At 66.4% G+C, this 18,311-nt stretch carries 16 protein-coding genes and 1 pseudogene; 9 read left to right on the top strand and 8 right to left on the bottom strand.

What is annotated here, in order from left to right:
• The first annotated feature begins 3 nt into the window (after positions 1–3).
• The 8 genes and pseudogenes from gspL (at position 4) to EBS11_RS12010 (ending at position 10,319) form a co-directional block, all read left to right on the top strand.
• A complete protein-coding gene (gene gspL, locus EBS11_RS12045; RefSeq protein WP_290603208.1) occupies positions 4–1,233 on the top strand; it encodes a type II secretion system protein GspL in 1,230 nt (409 codons plus the stop codon).
• Positions 1,230–1,763, top strand: a complete 534-nt coding sequence (locus EBS11_RS12040) for a type II secretion system protein M (protein ID WP_290603207.1) — start codon at positions 1,230–1,232, stop codon at positions 1,761–1,763. The genes gspL and EBS11_RS12040 overlap by 4 nt, the downstream gene beginning before the upstream one ends.
• Positions 1,760–2,516, top strand: a pseudogene (locus EBS11_RS12035) (type II secretion system protein N). Before EBS11_RS12040 ends, EBS11_RS12035 begins: the two are co-directional and overlap by 4 nt.
• Positions 2,513–4,756, top strand: a complete 2,244-nt coding sequence (gspD, locus tag EBS11_RS12030; protein ID WP_290603206.1) for a type II secretion system secretin GspD — start codon at positions 2,513–2,515, stop codon at positions 4,754–4,756. The pseudogene EBS11_RS12035 and the gene gspD overlap by 4 nt, the downstream one beginning before the upstream one ends.
• A gap of 10 nt (positions 4,757–4,766) precedes the next feature.
• Positions 4,767–6,188, top strand: coding sequence for a type II secretion system ATPase GspE (gene gspE, locus EBS11_RS12025; protein WP_290603205.1), 1,422 nt, complete (start codon positions 4,767–4,769; stop codon positions 6,186–6,188).
• 10 nt (positions 6,189–6,198) lie between these two features.
• Positions 6,199–7,419, top strand: a complete 1,221-nt coding sequence (gspF, locus tag EBS11_RS12020; RefSeq protein WP_290603204.1) for a type II secretion system inner membrane protein GspF — start codon at positions 6,199–6,201, stop codon at positions 7,417–7,419.
• Between the two features lie 19 nt (positions 7,420–7,438).
• A complete protein-coding gene (locus EBS11_RS12015) occupies positions 7,439–7,993 on the top strand; it encodes a type II secretion system protein N (protein WP_290603203.1) in 555 nt (184 codons plus the stop codon).
• 70 nt (positions 7,994–8,063) lie between these two features.
• Positions 8,064–10,319: a patatin-like phospholipase family protein gene (locus EBS11_RS12010; protein ID WP_290603202.1), complete on the top strand. Its 2,256-nt coding sequence runs from the start codon at positions 8,064–8,066 to the stop codon at positions 10,317–10,319.
• Here the strand turns inward: EBS11_RS12010 and EBS11_RS12005 are convergent.
• Positions 10,292–11,086 carry a helix-turn-helix transcriptional regulator gene (locus tag EBS11_RS12005; RefSeq protein ID WP_290603201.1) on the bottom strand — a complete coding sequence of 265 codons (795 nt, stop codon included), beginning with the start codon at positions 11,084–11,086 and terminating at the stop codon, positions 10,292–10,294. The genes EBS11_RS12010 and EBS11_RS12005 overlap by 28 nt on opposite strands.
• Before the next feature lie 180 nt (positions 11,087–11,266).
• On the opposite strand from EBS11_RS12005, the gene EBS11_RS12000 reads away from it, so the two are divergent.
• Positions 11,267–11,887, top strand: coding sequence for an outer membrane beta-barrel protein (locus EBS11_RS12000; RefSeq protein ID WP_290603200.1), 621 nt, complete (start codon positions 11,267–11,269; stop codon positions 11,885–11,887).
• 148 nt (positions 11,888–12,035) lie between these two features.
• Here the strand turns inward: EBS11_RS12000 and EBS11_RS11995 are convergent, their stop codons facing one another.
• From EBS11_RS11995 to EBS11_RS11965, 7 genes are all read right to left on the bottom strand, one after another.
• The gene (locus EBS11_RS11995; RefSeq protein ID WP_290603199.1) at positions 12,036–12,230 is read right to left on the bottom strand and encodes a hypothetical protein; all 195 of its coding nucleotides are present in this window, start codon (positions 12,228–12,230) and stop codon (positions 12,036–12,038) included.
• Positions 12,231–12,245: 15 nt separating this feature from the next.
• A complete protein-coding gene (gene hslU / locus EBS11_RS11990) occupies positions 12,246–13,595 on the bottom strand; it encodes an ATP-dependent protease ATPase subunit HslU (RefSeq protein ID WP_290603198.1) in 1,350 nt (449 codons plus the stop codon).
• Between the two features lie 135 nt (positions 13,596–13,730).
• Positions 13,731–14,267, bottom strand: coding sequence for an ATP-dependent protease subunit HslV (gene hslV / locus EBS11_RS11985; protein WP_034783551.1), 537 nt, complete (start codon positions 14,265–14,267; stop codon positions 13,731–13,733).
• A gap of 223 nt (positions 14,268–14,490) precedes the next feature.
• Positions 14,491–14,943: an RNA polymerase-binding protein DksA gene (gene dksA, locus EBS11_RS11980; RefSeq protein WP_131374491.1), complete on the bottom strand. Its 453-nt coding sequence runs from the start codon at positions 14,941–14,943 to the stop codon at positions 14,491–14,493.
• A gap of 481 nt (positions 14,944–15,424) precedes the next feature.
• Positions 15,425–16,513, bottom strand: a complete 1,089-nt coding sequence (locus EBS11_RS11975; RefSeq protein WP_290603197.1) for a GTP-binding protein — start codon at positions 16,511–16,513, stop codon at positions 15,425–15,427.
• 138 nt (positions 16,514–16,651) lie between these two features.
• Positions 16,652–17,599, bottom strand: coding sequence for a tyrosine recombinase XerC (locus EBS11_RS11970; RefSeq protein ID WP_290603196.1), 948 nt, complete (start codon positions 17,597–17,599; stop codon positions 16,652–16,654).
• A 7-nt stretch (positions 17,600–17,606) separates the two neighbouring features.
• Complete coding sequence (locus EBS11_RS11965; RefSeq protein ID WP_290603195.1) at positions 17,607–18,284, bottom strand: DUF484 family protein; 678 nt, start codon at positions 18,282–18,284, stop codon at positions 17,607–17,609.
• Positions 18,285–18,311: the final 27 nt, after the last annotated feature.

The raw sequence follows: 18,311 nt of genomic DNA, 5'->3' as shown, positions 1-18,311 counted from the left end.
ACTTTGACAACTTTGTATATCCGTCACCCGGCCAAGGCATCCACCGACAGCGCGCCTGCCTGCTCCTTCGTGCTGGCTGGCGACGGCGGCGCCTTGCTGCAGCAGGGCAGCGCCCCGCTGGGCAGCCTGGGCCAGCTGATCGCCGGCGCGAAGCAGGTGGTACTGCTGCTGGCGGCGGCCGACGTGACCCTGCTGCGCCTGAAAACCCCGCCGCTGGCCGGCGCCCGCCTGCGCGCGGCGTTGCCGGGCCTGGTGGAAGAACACATCCTGGGCGACGCCCAGGATTGCCTGCTGGCCGCTGGCGCGCCCGATGCGCAGGGCATGCGCACGGTGGCCGTGGCGCAGCGCGCCTGGGCCGAGGTGCTGGTCAAGGCCTTGCTGGCGCAGGGCGCGCGCAAGTTGGCGCTGCTGCCGTCGCAGCTGTGCCTGCCCCTGCAGCCGGGCAGCGTGACGGCCGCCTTGCAGGCGGCTGGCGACGGCCTGGAACTGGCCTTGCGCCAGGCGCCGCAGGAGGGCCTGGGCCTGGTGCTGCCGGCCCAGCCGCAGCAGGCGCTGCTGGCGACGCGCGCCTTTGCCGGCGACGTGCCCCTGACCGTCTACGTGGCGCCAGCCGAGCTTGCGCAGTATCAAGAGCTGGCCGCCGGCATGGAAGGCGTGACGGTGGAGCCCGATCACTGGGCGCACTGGATCGCCGGCGCCAGGGGCGCTGCGCTGGACCTGGCTGCCGCGCTGGGCACGGCCACGGGATCGGCCGCCGACTGGCGCCGCTGGCGCTGGCCCATCCGCCTGGCCCTGCTGACGGTGGTCGTCAACCTGGCCGGCATGAATATCGAATGGATGCGGCTGAAGCGCGAGGCAGCCACCGTGCGCACGTCGATGCAGCAGACCTTCAAGGCCGCGTATCCGAACGAAGCGCCCGTGTTTGGCCAGGAAGCGGAGCAGATGCGGCGCAATATCGCAGCGGCCAAGCTGCAGGGCGGCCAGGCCAGCATGGATGATTTCACGAGCATGAGCGCGGCCCTGGGCGAGGCCCTGGGCGGCCTGGCCGGGCGCGGCGTGGTGGCGTCGCTGGAGTACCGCGACCGCAGCCTGATCGTCAAGCTCAAGCCGGACATGGTCGACGCCAGCGCCCAGGCGCAGGTGCGCGACGGCCTGGCCGCGCGCAAGCTGGCCCTGAATGAAACGGCGCCGGGCGTGTGGAAGATCAGCCTGGCCACGGGAGTAAAAGCATGAGTACAGCCGTCAACAAGATCCGCGCCGCGCTGGTGGGGCAGGAGCAGAACCTGCAAACGTTCTGGGCCGAACGCACGCAGCAGGAGCGCAAGCTGCTGGCCCTCGGCGGCGTGGTGGCGGGCCTGGCCCTCGTCTACGCCGTGTTTTTCGAGCCGGCCTGGACGGGGCGCATCGAATTGCAGAAGAGCTTGCCCGAGCTGCGCCAGAACGCGGCCCAATTGCAGGCGCTGGCGCGCGAAGCGGGCGAGCTGGCGCGCCAGGCGCCCGTGCAGGTGGCCCCCATGAGCCGCGCCAGCCTGGACGCGTCGCTCAAGGCGCGTGGCTTGACGCCGCAATCGCTGTCGCTGACGGGTGAATATGCGCGCGTGCAGCTGAACGGCGTGCCGTTTGCCAGCGTCATGCTGTGGCTCGACGGCTTGCGCCGCGAAGGGCGCATCGCCGTGCAGGAAGCCACCATCACGGCGCAGGACAAGGCGGGCCAGGTGAATGCCACCTTCAGCCTGCACCAGAGCCCGGGCGCGACGCGATGATGCGCGTGCTCGGATGGCTGCTGGCCATCGTTGCCAGCGTCTGCATCACCCTGCTGGTGTTTTTCCCGGCCGGCTGGGTGGCGGGCATCGTGGAAAAGCAGACGGGCGGGCGTTTGACCTTGGGCGACGCGCAGGGTACCCTGTGGCGCGGCTCGGCCTTTGTCGGCGGGGCGGCCAGCGCGAATGGCGCCGTGACGCCCTTGCTGCCGGGGCGCTTCAGCTGGCGCATCTCGCCCTCGGTGCTGTGGGGATCGGCGGACGTGGAACTGCAGAATCCGCAGGCGCTGTCGCAGCCCGTCAACCTGCGCGGTTCCTGGTCGCACTGGCAGGTCAGTCCGGCGGCCCTGCTGCTGCCTGGGCGCGCCCTTGAATACCGTGGCGCCGACGGGCAGCATGCGCCTGTCGTGGAGCACCCTGGAGCTGGCCCTGGAGCAGCGGCAGTTTTCCGCCATCGGCCGCACCACCCTGCAGATGACGGACATGGCGTCGCGCCTGTCGTCCCTGCGTCCGCTGGGCAGTTATGAACTCGATTTCGATTGGCAGGGGCAGCAGGCGACATTGACCTTGCGCTCCATCAAGGGACCGCTGCTGCTGGACGGCAGCGGCAGCCTGAATCAGGGGCGCATGCAGTTTTCCGGCCAGGCCCAGGCCGCAGCAGGATATGAAGAGACCTTGGCGAGTTTGTTGAATTTGCTGGGACAGCGCCGTAGCAATAGCGAAAAAAACATCATCGCCTTAGAGTTTAGACAATGAAAAAACCATCCGTGAGCCCAAATACCTTCTCCTTCTCGCTGCGCCGCCTGTCGGCCGCCGCCCTGCTGTGCTGTTCCGTGGCCGGCATGCCGGCACCCGCCTGGTCCGCGCCCGGCGACGAGGCGGCACTCAACTTCGTCGGCGCCGACATCGAGTCGGTGATCAAGGCGGTGGGCCATTACACCAACATCAACTTCGTCATCGATCCCCGCGTCAAGGGCACGATCACCCTGGTGTCGGAAAAATCCATCAGCAAGACGCAGGCCTTCGGGCTGCTGGCTTCGGCCTTGCGCCTGCAGGGCTATGCGGTGGTGTCCGGCGACGGCTATGCGAAAGTGGTGCCGGAAGCGGACGCCAAGCTGCAGTCCGTGCCGACCCAGGTGGGCAACGGCAGCAGCCAGGTGAAGGGCGACCAGATCGCCACCCAGGTGTTTTACCTGAACTACGAATCGTCGGCCAACCTGCTGGCCGTGCTGCGGCCCCTGATTTCGCCGAATAACACGATCAACGCCAACCCGGGCAACAACTCGCTGGTGATCACCGACTACGCGGATAACCTCAAGCGCCTGGCGAAGATCATCGCCGCGCTCGACGTGCCCGCCTCGACGGACCTGGACGTGATCCCCGTGCGCTATGCCATCGCCTCCGACCTGGCGTCGATGGTGAACAAGCTGATGGAAGGCGGCGGCGGTGGCGCCGGCGCGGCGGGCGACACGGGCAAGGTCTCCGTGCTGGCCGATCCGCGTACCAATTCGCTGGTGCTGCGCGCGCCGTCGGCTGCGCGCGCCAACCTGGCCAAGTCGCTGATCTCCAAGCTGGACCAGCCCACCACGCAGCTGGGCAACGTGCACGTCGTGTACCTCAAAAATGCGGACGCCACCAAGCTGGCGCAGACCCTGCGCTCGGTCGTCACGTCGGACGGCACGGCCGCCTCGGCGCAGCAGGGCACGAGCAACCTCGCCACGAACAACCAGATCAGCCAGAACAACAGCGGCATGAACAGCACTGGCCTGGGCGGCAATACGCAAAGCGGCACCTCGGGCGGCGCTTCACTGAGCAACGGCCCGCAGCAGCTGTCCTCGGGCGGCGCGGCCGGCTTCATCCAGGCCGATGCCTCGACGAATACCCTGATCCTGACGTGCAACGAGGCCGTCTACCGCAACCTGCGCGCCGTGATCGACCAGCTCGACGTGCGCCGCGCCCAGGTCTACATCGAGGCGCTGATCGTCGAAGTGACGTCGTCCAAGGCGTCCGAATTCGGCGTGCAGTGGCTGGGCCTGTCGGGCGACAGCACCAGCAACTACCGCGTGGGCGCGCTGCAGTCGTTCGCCGCGGGCACCAACAACAATATCGGCGCCATCGCCACGGGCGGCGGCAAGACCTTGCCGACGGGCGGCCTGACGGTCGGCATCTTCAAGCAGATCAACGGCGCGCTGGGCCTGGGCGCCGTGGCGCATGCACTGGAATCGGACGGCAACGCCAACATCCTGTCGACGCCGAACCTGATCACCCTGGACAACGAACTGGCGACCATCAAGGTGGGCCAGAACGTGCCTATCCTGACGGGCCAGTACACCAGCACGGCCGGCACCAACACGAATCCGTTCCAGACCATCGACCGCAAGGAAGTGGGCCTGACCCTGAAGGTGCGCCCGCAGATTTCCGAAGGCGGCACCATCAAGCTGGGCATCTATCACGAGACGTCGAGCGTGGACAAATCCACGGCGTCGGCCGTCAGCGGCATCACCATCAACAACCGCGTGATCGAGAACAATGTGCTGGCCGACGATGGCCAGATCATCGTGCTGGGCGGCTTGATCGAGGACACCACGGGCGACAACGCGGAAAAGGTGCGCGGCCTGGGCGACATTCCCCTGATTGGCAACCTGTTCAAGTACCAGACGCGCGAGCGCACGAAGACCAACCTGATGATCTTCCTGCGCCCCGTCATCGTGCGCAACAAGGAACAGAGCGGCAGCCTGGCGGCCGACCGCTACGACTACATGCGTTCGGCCGAGACGGCCGCCGTGCCGGCCACGGGCAATTTGATGCTGAAGGACCTGGGCACGCCCGTGCTGCCGGCCCTGCAGGATGGCCAGCCCGTGGGCGGCAACATGGTGACGCGCCCCGTGCCGCCGGCGCCGACGCCGCCGCCAGGCGCGCCGGCCAATGCGGCCACGCCGCCGCAGCCGCTGCTGCAGCAGTACCAGCAGCAGCAACTGCCGCAGCAGCAGAAGTGACGGGGCAGCCATGAGTAATTTGCTTCCCTACGCCTACGCGCGCGATTTCGGCCTGCTGGCCCGGCCGGGCGCCGTCGACGGCGCCCCCGTCGAGGTGCTGGTGGCGTCATCGACGGCGCCGGCGGCTATCGCCGAGGTGTCGCGCCGTTTCGGCCGCATCCAGCTGACGGTGCTGCCGCGTCCCGACCTCGATGCGGCCATCGCCGGCGCCTACGCGGGCGGCGGCGGGGATGCGTCGCAGATGGCCGATGAATTCGACGCCGACCTCGATCTGACCAAGCTGCTGCAGGACGTGCCGGCCATCGAGGACTTGCTCGAATCGTCCGACGACGCGCCCGTCATCCGCATGATCAACGCCTTGCTGACGCAGGCGCTGCGCGAAGGCGCGTCCGACATCCACATCGAGCCGTTCGAGCAGACCTCCGTCGTGCGCTTCCGCATCGACGGCAGCCTGCGCGACGTCGTGCGCCCGCGCAAGGCCATCCACGGCTCGCTGATCTCGCGCATCAAGATCATGGCGCAGCTCGACATCGCGGAAAAACGCCTGCCGCAGGACGGCCGCATCACCCTGCGCGTGGGCGGCAAGCCCGTCGACGTGCGCGTCTCGACCCTGCCCACGGGCCATGGCGAACGGGCCGTGCTGCGCTTGCTGGACAAGGAAGCGGGCCGCCTTGACCTGCAGCACCTGGGCATGAGCGCGCCCATGCTGGCGCAGTTCGATGGCCTGATCACGCAACCGCACGGCATCGTGCTCGTCACGGGCCCCACCGGCTCGGGCAAGACGACCACCCTGTACGCGGCGCTGTCGATGCTCAACGCCACCACCACCAACATCCTGACGGTGGAAGACCCGATCGAGTACGACCTGGCGGGCGTGGGCCAGACGCAGGTCAATCCGCGCATCGACATGACATTTGCCAAGGCGCTGCGGGCCATTCTGCGGCAAGATCCCGATGTGATCATGATCGGCGAGATCCGCGACTTGGAAACGGCGCAGATCGCCGTGCAGGCTTCCCTGACGGGCCACCTGGTGCTGGCGACCCTGCACACGAACGACGCGTCGGCGGCCGTCACGCGCCTGCTGGACATGGGCATTGAGCCCTTCCTGCTGTCGTCGTCCCTGCTGGGCGTGCTGGCGCAGCGCCTGGTGCGCAAGCTGTGCGGCTCCTGCAAGACCTTCGACGGGCAGTACTGGCAGGCGGTCGGCTGCGAGCATTGCGGCCAGACGGGCTACCAGGGCCGGGTCGGCGTCTACGAGCTGCTGCGCACGACGGAGCAGATCCGCGCGCAGATCCACAACCGGGCCTCGGAAGCGGACGTGCGCGCCGTCGCCCTGCAGGACGGCATGACGGGCATGCGCGAGGACGGCGAACGCTGGCTGCGCGACGGCACCACCACGCAGGCAGAATTGCTGCGCGTGACCAAAGACTAGGCCCGCCACCATGCCCGCATTCCGTTATGAAGCCGTCGACGCCCTGGGCGCCACCCGCAAGGGCGTGCTCAATGCCGACAGTCCCCGTTCCGCGCGCGCCGAGCTGCGCGTGCAAGGCCTGGTGCCGCTGGCCGTCGAGCAGATCGCCGCGCAGGTCGACGCCGCCGGCGTGACCCGCCGGCGCGGCTTCGGCGAGCGCCTGTCGAGCACCGAACTGGCCCTGTTCACGCGCCAGCTGGCCAGCCTGCTGGAAGCGGGACTGCCGCTGGAGCAGGCTTTTTCCGCGCTGCTGGAACAGGCCGAGCGGCCCTACCTGCGCGACCTGATCGCGTCGATCCGCTCCGAAGTGATCGGCGGCGCCGCGTTTTCCGACGTGCTGGCGCGCCATCCGCGCGATTTCGCGGAGATTTACCGCGCCCTCGTGGCGTCGGGCGAGCAGATCGGCCATCTGTCGCGCGTGCTCTCGCGCCTGGCCGACTATATCGAGCGGCGCAATGCGCTGGTGCAGAAGGTCAAGCTGGCGTTCACCTATCCGGCCATCGTCACGGTGGTGGCGTTTTCCATCGTGATGTTCCTGCTCACCTACGTGGTGCCGCAGATCGTTTCCGTGTTCGCCAACACCAAGCAGAAGCTGCCCATGCTGACGGTGATCATGCTGGCGCTGTCGGACTTCGTGCGCCATTACGGCATCATCGTGGCCGTGATCCTGGCCGGCGCCTGGTTCGCCTGGCGCCGCGCCTTGCAGCAGCCGGCCCTGAAGCGGCGCTGGCATACCTGGCTGCTGACGGCGCCCCTGTACGGCAAATTCGAGCGCAGCCTGAACACGGCGCGCTTTGCCAGTACCCTGGCCATCACCACGGGTTCCGGCGTGCCGATCCTGCGCGCGCTCGACACTAGCCGCGATACCTTGACGAACGTGGCGATGCAGGAGCTGGTGGCGGACGCCAGCGGCGCCGTGCGCGAGGGCGTGAGCCTGGCGCGCGCGCTGTCGGCGCAAAAGCATTTCCCGCCCATGCTGATCCACATGATACGCGCCGGCGAAATCACGGGCGAGCTGCCGGCCATGCTCGAGCGCGCCGCCAGCGCGCAGGAGCAGGACCTGGAGCGCCGCACGCTCACCATCGCCGGCCTGCTGGAGCCGGCCCTGATCCTGGCCATGGGCGTGGTGGTGCTGCTGATCGTGCTGGCCGTATTGATGCCGATTATCGAGATTAATCAATTGGTGCGTTAAGAGAAATATCAAGGAAGCCATGAAGCGTTTGCCCCAATTTACAAGTTTGCTCGCCGTCGTGGCGTTGTCCGTATCGCTGGCCTACTGGGCCATGCAGCTGTTCAAGGCACCGCAACGCCCCATCAATCCGCCGGCCGTGCCGGTGGTGCAGGATGCCAGCGTGGAGGCGGGCGCCTCGCTGTTCGGCGGCCAGGTCAGCGTGGCCACGGCCAGCAACTACCAGCTCAAGGGCGTGGTGGCGGCGGAGAACGGACGCCGCAGCGTGGCCATCATCTCGACGGACGGCAAGCCTTCCGTGGCCGTGCCGGAAGGCGCCGAGGTGGTGCCCGGCGTGACGGTGCAGGAAGTGCATGCGCGCCACGTGCTGCTGCGCGACGGCGGCGTGAGCAAGCGCATCGACCTGGTGGCCGACGACAAGGCGCTGGCCCTGCCGGCGCAGGTCGCCGCCGCCCCGACGCCCGCGCCGGCGGCGAACCTGGTGCCGCCGCCCTTGCCGACGGAAGCGCAGCGCCCGGCCGTGCAGATGCCGGCACCGCCGCAGGTGACGGCCGTGCCGCCACCGCCGTCGAATTGACCTGATTTTCAGCGACACCCCGTTACCATCATGCTGACGGCGCCATGCCGCTGTCACCACAGGAGTCTTCATGTTTTCGATCCGTGCCGTCCTGGCAGCAGGCTGCGTGGCGGCGCTGTGCGCCCTGCCGCAAGCTGGCGCCGCCGCCGATGTTCCCGCCGCCGCGCCTGTCCCCGTCTCCGCGCAGGCAGCGCCCGCGCCCGCGCGCCCGCGCATCGCCCTGGTGCTGTCGGGCGGCGGCGCGCGCGGCCTGGCGCATATCGGCGTCCTGAAAGTGCTGCAGGAGCTGCATGTGCCGGTCGACATGGTGGTCGGCACCAGCATGGGCGGCGTGGTGGGCGGCGCCTATGCGGCCGGCGCCTCCGTCGCCGACCTGGAAAAGATGGCGCGCGAAACCAACTGGGCGCGCGTGGTGGCCGACCGTCCGCCGCGCGACGAACTGGCCTTCCGCCGCCGCGAGGAAGACTTGCTGCTGCCTTCGCGCATCGAATTTGGCCTCAGCCGCAACGGCATTTCCACGCCGCCGGCCGCGGCCAGCAATGCGGCGCTGGAGATGGCCTTGAACCGTCTTCTGCCCGCCGGCATGCGCGACCGTCCGGCCAGCCAGCTGCCCTTGCCTTTCCGTTCCGTGGCGTCGGACCTGGTCAGCGGCGAACTGGTGGAACTGGTCGACACGCCGCTGTTCCTGTCGATGCGCGCCTCGCTGGCCGTGCCGGGCGTGTTTTCTCCCGTGCGCGTGAATAACCGCCTGGTGGTCGATGGCGGCCTGGTGCGCAACCTGCCCGTCGACATGGCGCGCGCGATGGGCGCCGACATCGTCATCGCCGTCAACGTGGGCACGCCGCTGGCGCCGGAAAAGGACCTGGGCAGCGCCATCGGCGTGGCGCAGCAGATGCTGCAGATCCTCACGGAGCAGAACGTGCAGCGCTCGCTGAAGGAATTGCGGCCGCAGGATATCCTGGTGGCGCCGGACCTGACGGGCGTGAGCTTCCTCGATTTCGAGAACTACGCGCGCGCCATGCGCGCCGGCGAGCAGGCGGCGCAGGCGCTGGCCGCCCGCCTGGCGCCGCTGGCCCTGCCGCCGGAGCAGTATGCGGCGCGCGAGCAGCTGCGCCTGGCCGCGCCGGCCCTGCTGGACGTGGCCTTGCCACTCACGCGCCTGGCCGTGGAAAGCGAGGGCGACATCAACCCGCGCATCCTGCAGGCCCAATCGGGCCTGGTGGAAGGGCAGGCGGTCAGCCAGGAAGACGTGCTCAAGGCGGCCGCCAGGCTGTATGGCCGCGGCGACGTGGCGCGCGTGGAGACGGAAGTGGTCGACGCGGGCGACCAGCGCACGGTCAACATCAAGGCCGTCGAGGCGCCATGGGCCAGCAACCGCCTGCGCGTGGGCCTGGAGCTGTCCAGCGATTTCAGGGACAGCAACAGCTTCGCCCTGAAACTGCTGCATGTGCGCTCGAACCTGAACAGCTGGGGCGGCGAGCTGCGCAGCACGGCGCAGATCGGCAACGCGCGCGGCTTCGGCGTGCAGTACTGGCAGCCGCTGGGCGCCGGCAACCCGTGGTATATCGCGCCGCAGCTGCAGTATACCTCGTCGGCGATGGACCTGTTCGACCAGGGCCGGCGCAGCGCGCGCCTGGCGTACAACGGCCAGGCGGGGGCGCTGATCCTGGGACGCGAGTTCGGCAACTGGGGCGACCTGCAGTTCGGCGTCACGCGCAGCGAGGTCAAGGGCAAGCTGGCGATTCCGGCCGACCCCACGCTGCCGGAGTCGCGCGCGCTGGGCACGACGCAGTTCGTGCAGTTCCGCGCCGATACGCTCGATTCGCCCGGCTTTCCCACGCGCGGCGTGCTGTTTGACGCCACCTGGACGCGCGCCTCGACCACGGGTTCGGGCGAAGCGGCGCTGGGCCGCTCCTCGGTCACGGCGCTGAAGGCTTTCGGCTACGGCAACTGGGCCGGCCACGTGTATGGCGAGTGGGCGCGTGCCCAGCGGGGCGAAGCGCCGCTCAGCCTGGGCGGCTTCCTGCGCCTGTCCGGCACGGAATTTGAATCCGTGAGCGGGCGCAGCATCGCCCTGGCGCGCGTGGTGATGGCGCGCCGCATCGGCTCCCTGCCGAGTACCCTGGGCGGCGCCGTGCGGGCCGGCTTTTCGCTGGAAATGGGCGGCGGCTTCGACCAGAGCGAGCGCTGGAAGGCCAGCAAGTTCACGCAGGCCAGCAGCGCCTTCATCTCCGTCGATACCCGCTTCGGTCCCGTGTACATGGCTTCGGGCGCCTCGAAGGGCGGCGAGAGCACCTTCTATCTGTTCCTGGGCCCCGTCTGGTAACTGGCGCCCGGCGTGGCGGGCAGGGCGCTGGCCGGGTTGCGCCGCAGGGCCGTGAAGGCGGCAAATTCCCATGAACGGAAGCCCAGCAGCAGGGTGAAGCCGTCGCGCTCCTGCGGCGCCAGGCGCCGGTCGTTCTGGTGCAGGCGCGCCAGTTCCTCGGCCAGCTGGCGGATCTTCTGCACCAGCTCCTGCGCGCTCGACAGCGACAGGCGGGCGGGGATGCACATCAGGGTTTCGCCGGCGCCGTCGAAATGCCCGCTGAAATAATCGGCCACCACGTATTCGCGGAAGTACTGCTGCACGGGTCCGTCGGCCAGCCAGTGGAAGGCGTTCGAGACGCGCAGGCTGTAGCGGTTCAGCGGCTTGAGCTCGATCAAGCCCAGGCGGTCCAGCTCGGCCAGGCAGCCGATGCACTCGGCCTGCGTCAGCGCATACGTTTCCACCACCTGTTCCAGGCTCCAGTGGCCCAGGCAGCAGATCGCCACGAGCAGCAGGCGCGGATGCGCCACCAGCGACTTTTCCTGCACCAGGGTGAGCGTGTCGGCGTGCGGCGTGATGTCGGCCGCGCCGCGCAGCACGTCTTCCATGGCGATGCCGGAGGCCTTGCAGATCAGGGCCAGGCGCGACAGCGACATGTCGTGCTGGCCGAACATGCGCTTGACGCTCGACTCGCTCATGCCGATGCGCTCGGCCAGAACCTTATAAGTGATGCCGGCGGCGCGCAATTGGGTGCGCAGCACGCGTAAGACCAGTTCAGGCGAACTCACGATATATCCTTTTTACAAGTTTGGTAGCGGATGCCGGTACCGAATGTAGCCCGTAATGACACTTTGCACAAGGTGATAGTACTTTGGCGCAAAAGCGATGACACTCCCGTTGGTGGCGCCGAAGCGTGGTTCACGCAGTGCGCTACAACCAGGCAATCCACCCACTTGTAGAGGTTATCCATGTTCCCAACTTTCCGTTTTCCCGCAGCATTACTGGCGCTGGCCGCCATCGCTCCCCTGCATGCCTCGGCTGCCGCAGCCGATCCTGCGCCGGGTCCCGTCTACGCGGGCGCCAGCTACGGCTTTCGCGCCAATACCGGCCTTGACTGCGTGCCAGGACAAGCCGATTGCGACAAAAGCAGCAAGCGCAATGGCAAGGCCTACGTGGGCTACAGTTTCAACGCGCTGCCGTTTCAGGGCGGCGTGGCCCTGCCTGCGATTGAACTGGTGGGGTACACGGGCGGCGAGGTCAAATCCGGTTTTGACACGGGCGCCGGCAAGGCGGCAGGGCGCGGCAAGTTCACGGGCGCCGGCGTGCAGGGCGTGCTCGGCTACCAGTTCGACGCGTTTACGCTGAGCGGGCGTGCGGGCGTGGCCTACACGCAGGGCAAGGTCGATTATCTGGGCGGCGGTTCGGACAAGAAGAACAAGGCTGGCCTGATCTATGGCATCGGCACGGCGTATGCGCTGAACCAGAACTGGTCGCTGCACCTCGACTGGGACCGCGTGCCCGTCAAGTACAACGACAAGCAAACGACCAAGGTCGACATGTTTTCGCTGGGCGCGTCCTACCGTTTCTGACGGCGGGCGGCTGGCAAGGATGGCCTGATGGCGGACGCCCCGGGAGCGGGGTGTCCGCGGGCGGCCTGACATGTCCCTGGCGGCGTAGCACGGCGTCGCCATGCTCATGCTGTCTTCGTCCATGCGCCTTGCCATGGACATTTGCAGATCAGTCTTTGACGTCTGCCTTCAGCAGCAGTTTCGCCAGCAGGCGTTTTTCGTGCTGGCGCTGGCCGGAGACGGTTTTTACGTGCGCCCCGGCGCTGCGCTGCAGGGCAGCGCTGGCCACGGGGTTGCGCGGTTTTTGCGAGGGTTCGACGCGGAACTGCATCTTCTGCCGCGTCGCCAATGCCTTGTTTGCCATCGGTCCCCTCCCTGATTACAGCACGTAGCGCGACAGGTCTTCGTTGACCGACAACGCTTCCAGGCGCTCGTTGACGTAGGCGGCATCGATCACCAGCACATTTTCCGTCGTGCTGCTGCCTTCGCTGGCCGTAAACGACACTTCTTCCAGCAGTTTTTCCATCACCGTGTGCAGGCGGCGCGCGCCGATGTTTTCCGTGCGCTCGTTGACCGAATAGGCGATTTCCGCCAGGCGCGTGATGCCTTCCGGCGCAAACTGCAGCTTCAAATTCTCCGTCGCCAGCAAGGCTTCGTACTGCATCGTCAGGCAGGCGTCGGTGCTCGTCAGGATGCGCTCGAAGTCCGCAATCGACAGCGATTCCAGTTCCACGCGGATGGGGAAGCGCCCCTGCAGCTCGGGAATCAGGTCCGACGGCTTCGACAGGTGGAAGGCGCCCGAGGCGATGAACAGGATGTGGTCCGTGCGTATCATGCCGTACTTGGTGTTGACGGTCGTGCCCTCGACCAGCGGCAGCAGGTCGCGCTGCACGCCGGCGCGCGAGACGTCGGCGCCGCCGGACTCCGAGCGCGAGGCGATCTTGTCGATTTCATCGAGGAAGACGATGCCGTTCTGCTCGACGTTCTGGATGGCCTTCTGTTTCAGCTCGTCCTCGTTGACCAGCTTGGCCGCTTCTTCCTCGACCAGCAACTTCAACGCTTCGCGGATCTTGACCTTGCGCGCCTTCTTGCGCTGCCCGCCCACGCCGGAGAACATGGACTTGATCTGCTCCGTCATTTCTTCCATGCCCGGCGGCGCCATGATTTCCATCTGCGGGCCTGCCTCGGCCAGCTCGATCTCGATTTCCTTGTCATCGAGCTCGCCCTGGCGCAGGCGCTTGCGGAAGGTCTGGCGCGTGCTGTCGCCGCCCGTGTCCACGGCCGCCGCCGTATTCGGCGTGAAGCCGAAGTCGCGCGCCGGCGGTACGAGGATGTCGATGATGCGGTCTTCCGCCGCGTCTTCGGCGCGGGCGCGCACTTTCTTCATTTCCAGCGCGCGCGTCTGCTTGATGCCGATGTCGATCAGGTCGCGGATGATGGTATCGACGTCGCGCCCCACGTAGCCCACTTCCGTGAACTTGGTCGCTTCGATCTTGATGAAGGGCGCCTCGGCCAGCTTGGCCAGCCGGCGCGCGATTTCCGTCTTGCCGACGCCCGTGGGGCCGATCATCAGGATGTTCTTGGGCGTGATTTCATGGCGCAGGGGCTCGGCCACCTGCTGGCGGCGCCAGCGGTTGCGCAGGGCGATGGCGACGGCGCGCTTGGCCTTGGCCTGGCCCACCACGTGCTTGTCGAGTTCGGTGACGATTTCCGACGGGGTCATGTTCATGATCATAATGGCTTTCTATCCTTCATTTGCGTAGAGTGCCCGAAAAACGTTCAGGGCAAGGCCCTTGGCCGCAGGCAGTACCTTTTTTTACGCCCAGGCCAGGCAACGCAGCCATGGGCGTTTTCTCGGGGACGCTTAGTCCAGGGTCTCGATGATGTGGGACATATTGGTGTAGATACAGAGTTCCGCGGCGATGGTCAGCGATTTCCTGACCACGTCGGCCGGCGACAAGTCCGTATTTTCCTGCAGCGCCTTGGCGGCGGACTGGGCGTAGGTACCGCCCGAGCCGATGGCGCCGATGCCGTCTTCCGGTTCCAGCACGTCGCCGTTGCCCGTGATGACCAGGGTCGATTCGCTGTCGGCCACCAGCAGCATGGCTTCCAGGCGGCGCAGCACGCGGTCCGTGCGCCAGTCCTTGGCCAGTTCGACGGAGGCGCGCAGCAGGTTGCCCTGGTGTTTTTCCAGCTTGCCTTCGAAGCGGTCGAGCAGGGTGAAGGCATCGGCCGTGCCGCCGGCGAAGCCCACGAGGACCTTGCCCTGGTACAACTTGCGCACTTTGCGGGCCGTGCCCTTCATGACGATGTTGCCCAAGGTAACTTGCCCATCGCCGCCCAGGGCCACTTGCTTGCCGCGCCGGACGCAGAGGATGGTGGTGCCGTGAAATTGTTCCATATTGACCTCAAAAGTTTCATGCCTATGCGTGCAGCGTCATGCGGTTGCGCGCCCATGGCTCAAAAGTGGGGATGGAAAAGGCAATTGCAAGCGCCGCTTGCCGCTGCCGTGCCTGCTTCAGTGTAGCTGGCGCGGGGCGAAAAAAAAGCACGCATCCGTAGAGTGCGTGCTTTTTCATGCGCCGTCGCGCGGCCGCCGGGGCGGCTTGCGCGGGGGCGGGCGATCAGTCGCCGTAGAGTTTCTGCTTCAGCTCGCGCCGTTGCTGGGCTTCCAGCGACAGGGTGGCCGTCGGACGGGCGATCAGGCGCGGGATGCCGATGGGCTCGCCCGTTTCTTCGCACCAGCCATAGTCGCCGGCGTCGATGCTGGCGATCGATTGTTGTACTTTCTTCAGCAATTTGCGCTCGCGGTCGCGCGTGCGCAGTTCCAGCGCATGCTCTTCCTCGATGGTGGCGCGGTCGGCAGGGTCCGGTACCAGCACGGTTTCACGCAAGTGTTCCGTGGTTTCGCCGGCGTTTTTCAGCAGCTCTTTTTCCAGCTGTTGCAAACGTGCCTTGAAGAATGCCAGTTGTGCCGGATTCATGTAGTCATCGTCGCTCATGGCGCGAATTTGCTCTTCGCTGATGAGAGGGATGTCTTGGTTGGCGGCCGGGGTCGATTTATTAGTTTTGGTCATGACTTCGCTTACCTTCGATACGACAGAGTTTTCAAATTGATCAGTTGATGCGGCGATGCCGAGCAACTGTACAGGTTCCGCTGGGCATTGCTGTCCGGATGTACTGCTTGCGACCTTGGCTTGCCGGCGGCGGCCAGGACTACCGGCCGGCTATATTTGCCATGTTGATAACTTTTTACCGCTCTATGCCAGTCGCGCTGCGCGCGCGTTACCGGCGTGTTGGGTGGATCGGTTGCATGCCTGGCATGCGGCCAGCGGCAGTTTGCCAGCATTTCATGACAGGCGAACGACAAGGGCCGTTTTCGTCGCTGATTTTGGCACGCTTTGCTTTATATTGCCATCCCGATTTGTTGACTAGCCGATCAGGAACGGCGACTTGTTGGTTTATGCCAGCAAGATTGGTGTCGGACAGCGGGAAAGCGTGCTTAACTTTCCCTTTTGTTTCTGCTTTGCAACGGGTACTTTGCAAAACCCGGCTAGTTTATACCAAACATTGTTCGAGTCCGCGAATAAAAATGTCTTTTGGTAGATTTTTGCCAATAAAGACCATTTTGCTGCTGCGTACTTCGTTTTCGCCCCATTTGGCGCCCAGGTCGCTGCCCATCAGCTGGTGCACGCCCTGGAAGACCACCTTGCGCTCGGCGCCCTGCATCAGCAGCACGCCCTTGTAGCGCAGCATGCGCGGGCCATACACCTGCACCAGACCGCCCAGGAACTCGTCGAGCTTGGCGCTGTCGAACGGTTGCGTGCTCTTGAAAACGAAGGCGGCGATGTCGTCGCTGTGCTGGGCATGGTGGTGGTCGGCATGGCCGCAGTCGGTGGCGCAGGCGTCGCTGTGTTCGTGCTGGTGCTCATGGGCGTGCGCATGGCCATGCTCGTGCGCGTGGTCATGGTCATGCACGTGCGCCGTTTCCGTGGCCAGGAAGTCCGGGTCCAGTTCCAGCTTTTCGTTCAGGTTGAAGCCGCGGATGTCGAGCACCTCGGCCAGCGGGGCGCGGCCGAAATCGACCTTGGCGATGGGCGCGCGCGGGTTGATGCGCTTCAGGCGGCGCGTCAGCACGGCCACGTCCTCTTCACTGACGAGGTCGGTTTTCGACAGCAGCAGCTTGTCGGCAAAACCCACTTGCCGCTGGGCTTCCTCATATTCGTCGAGTTGCTTCATGGCATGGCGCGCATCGACCACCGTGAGGATGGCGTCGAGCATGTAGTGGCTGCCCACTTCCTCGTCGACGAAGAAGGTTTGCGCCACGGGGCCGGGATTGGCCAGGCCCGTCGTTTCGATGACGACGCGGTCGAACGCCAGCAGGCCGGCGTCGCGCTTGCGCGCCAGTTCCGTCAGGCCCACGATCAGGTCGCCGCGCACGGTGCAGCAGATGCAGCCGTTGTTCATCTCGATGATGTGCTCGTTGCTGTCCTGCACCAGGATCTCGTTGTCGATGTTTTCCTGGCCAAACTCGTTTTCGATCACGGCGATGCGCATGCCATGCTCTTCCTGCAGTATGCGGTTGAGCAAGGTGGTTTTGCCGGCGCCGAGGAAGCCGGTGAGTATGGTGGTGGGAATCATTGCCATGAGAATGCCTATGCTGGAATCAGGGATGCCGCCGCGCAAGCGGTCGAATGCGGACGATTATGCCGGAATTTTGCAAAAGCTTGCAAATGGGGGCCGGTTCGCTTGATATGGATCAGGCCGGACGGCGGGCAGGGGCGTCTACTTGGCCTTGGCGCGGGGGTGCGCCTGGTCGTACACGTGGGCCAGGTGCTGGAAATCGAGGGCCGTGTAGACCTGGGTCGAGGTGATGCTGGAGTGGCCCAGCATTTCCTGCACGGCGCGCAGGTCGCCCGACGATTGCAGCACGTGCGAGGCAAACGAGTGGCGCAGCACGTGCGGGTGCACATTGGCGGGAATCTCCGTCGCCAGCGCGTGCGCCTTCAGGCGCAGCTGCAGCACGCGGGGCGAGATGCGCGTGCCGCGCGTGCTGAGGAACAGGGCGGCGCTGCCGTCGGCCGCCGGCGGGCGCACGGCCAGCCAGGTGCTCAGGGCCACGAGGGCGGCCTTGCCGACAGGCACCTTGCGCATCTTGCTGCCCTTGCCCGTGACGATGACTTCGAAGCTGGCCATGTCGAGCCAGCCCTGCGAGGCGGGCTGGCCGTTGTCGGCCTTGCAGTAATGGGTGTCCAGGCTGGTCAGCTCGGAGACGCGCAAGCCGCTCGAATACAGCAGCTCGAACATGGCGCGGTTGCACAGCTGTTCCGGCTCGGCGCCACCCTGCTGGTGCGGCGCGGGTGCGACGAGGCGCACGGCATCGTCCACCGACAGGGCTTTCGGCAGGGTCCTGGCCCGCTTGGGCGCGCGGATGCCGTCGACGGGGTTGGCGTCGAGTGCCGTTTCACCGCTGAGCCAGTTGAAGAAGCCGCGCCACGACGACAGCTTGCGGGCGATCGAGCGTGGGTCGAGGCCGCCAGCGTGCAGCTTGGCCGCGTAGCGGCGTACGTCGTTATGGGCGAGGGCCGTCCAGGGCGCATCGCCGCTCAGGGCCAGCAAGGCGCGCAGGTCGCGCCCGTAGGCGTCCAGCGTGTGCGGCGACAGCTTGCGCTGCGTGGCCAGCTGCGCCAGGTAGGCATCCAGCCAGTCGCTCTTGCCGCGCGCCGCATGCATGGCGTGCTCAGGCAGGCGAGCCGGCGCGCAGGTGCGCCAGGGCGGCGCTGGCCGTGGCGCCGATGTGCACGAGGAAGTCCGTGCCCATGCTGGAGGTAAACCGTTCGCTGTCGGGCGAACCGAGCACCAGCAGGCCGAAGGTGCCCGTGGTGCCGGGGGCGCGCAGGGCGATCATGACGGTCGATTCGATCTTGTCCGCCTGCAGCCAGTGCACGGCTTCGAAATCGCGGTTGCTGCCGCAGTACGGCGCCTGCAGGCTGTTGGCGAACATGCGCACGTCGGCCGTGACGTCTTCCGTGAACCAGCCGCTGGCGTGTTCCGGCAGCACTTGCCACAGGCGCAGGCTGACGTGGGGCACGTCGAAACTGCTTTGCAAGGCGTCGACCAGCACGCGCGGCATGTTGGCATCGCTGCGCACCTGCAGCATGGCCTGGTTCCAGCCGTGAAACTTGCTGGCGATGTCGCCATTTTCCTCGGCCAGGCGGCTCAGCTTGGACATGCGCAGTTCCAGCGCCTTGTACTTGTCGCGCATCACTTCCATCTGCCGCTCCTGCAGCGAGATGGTGCGTCCCGTCAGCGGGCTGCTCAGCTTGACCTCACCGAGCAGGGCGGTATGCTCTTCGAAGAAATTCGGATGCTCGCTCAGATACTGGGCGACGGTGCTGGAATCGAGAGTGGCGGTCATTGAGAATGTCTGTCAGTGAAAGTTGAA

Source organism: Janthinobacterium sp. (assembly GCF_009923995.1).
Classification (GTDB): Bacteria; Pseudomonadota; Gammaproteobacteria; order Burkholderiales; family Burkholderiaceae_D; genus Janthinobacterium.
Note: the sequence above shows the minus strand (reverse complement) of the source record. Positions and strands in the feature narration are given on the sequence as shown.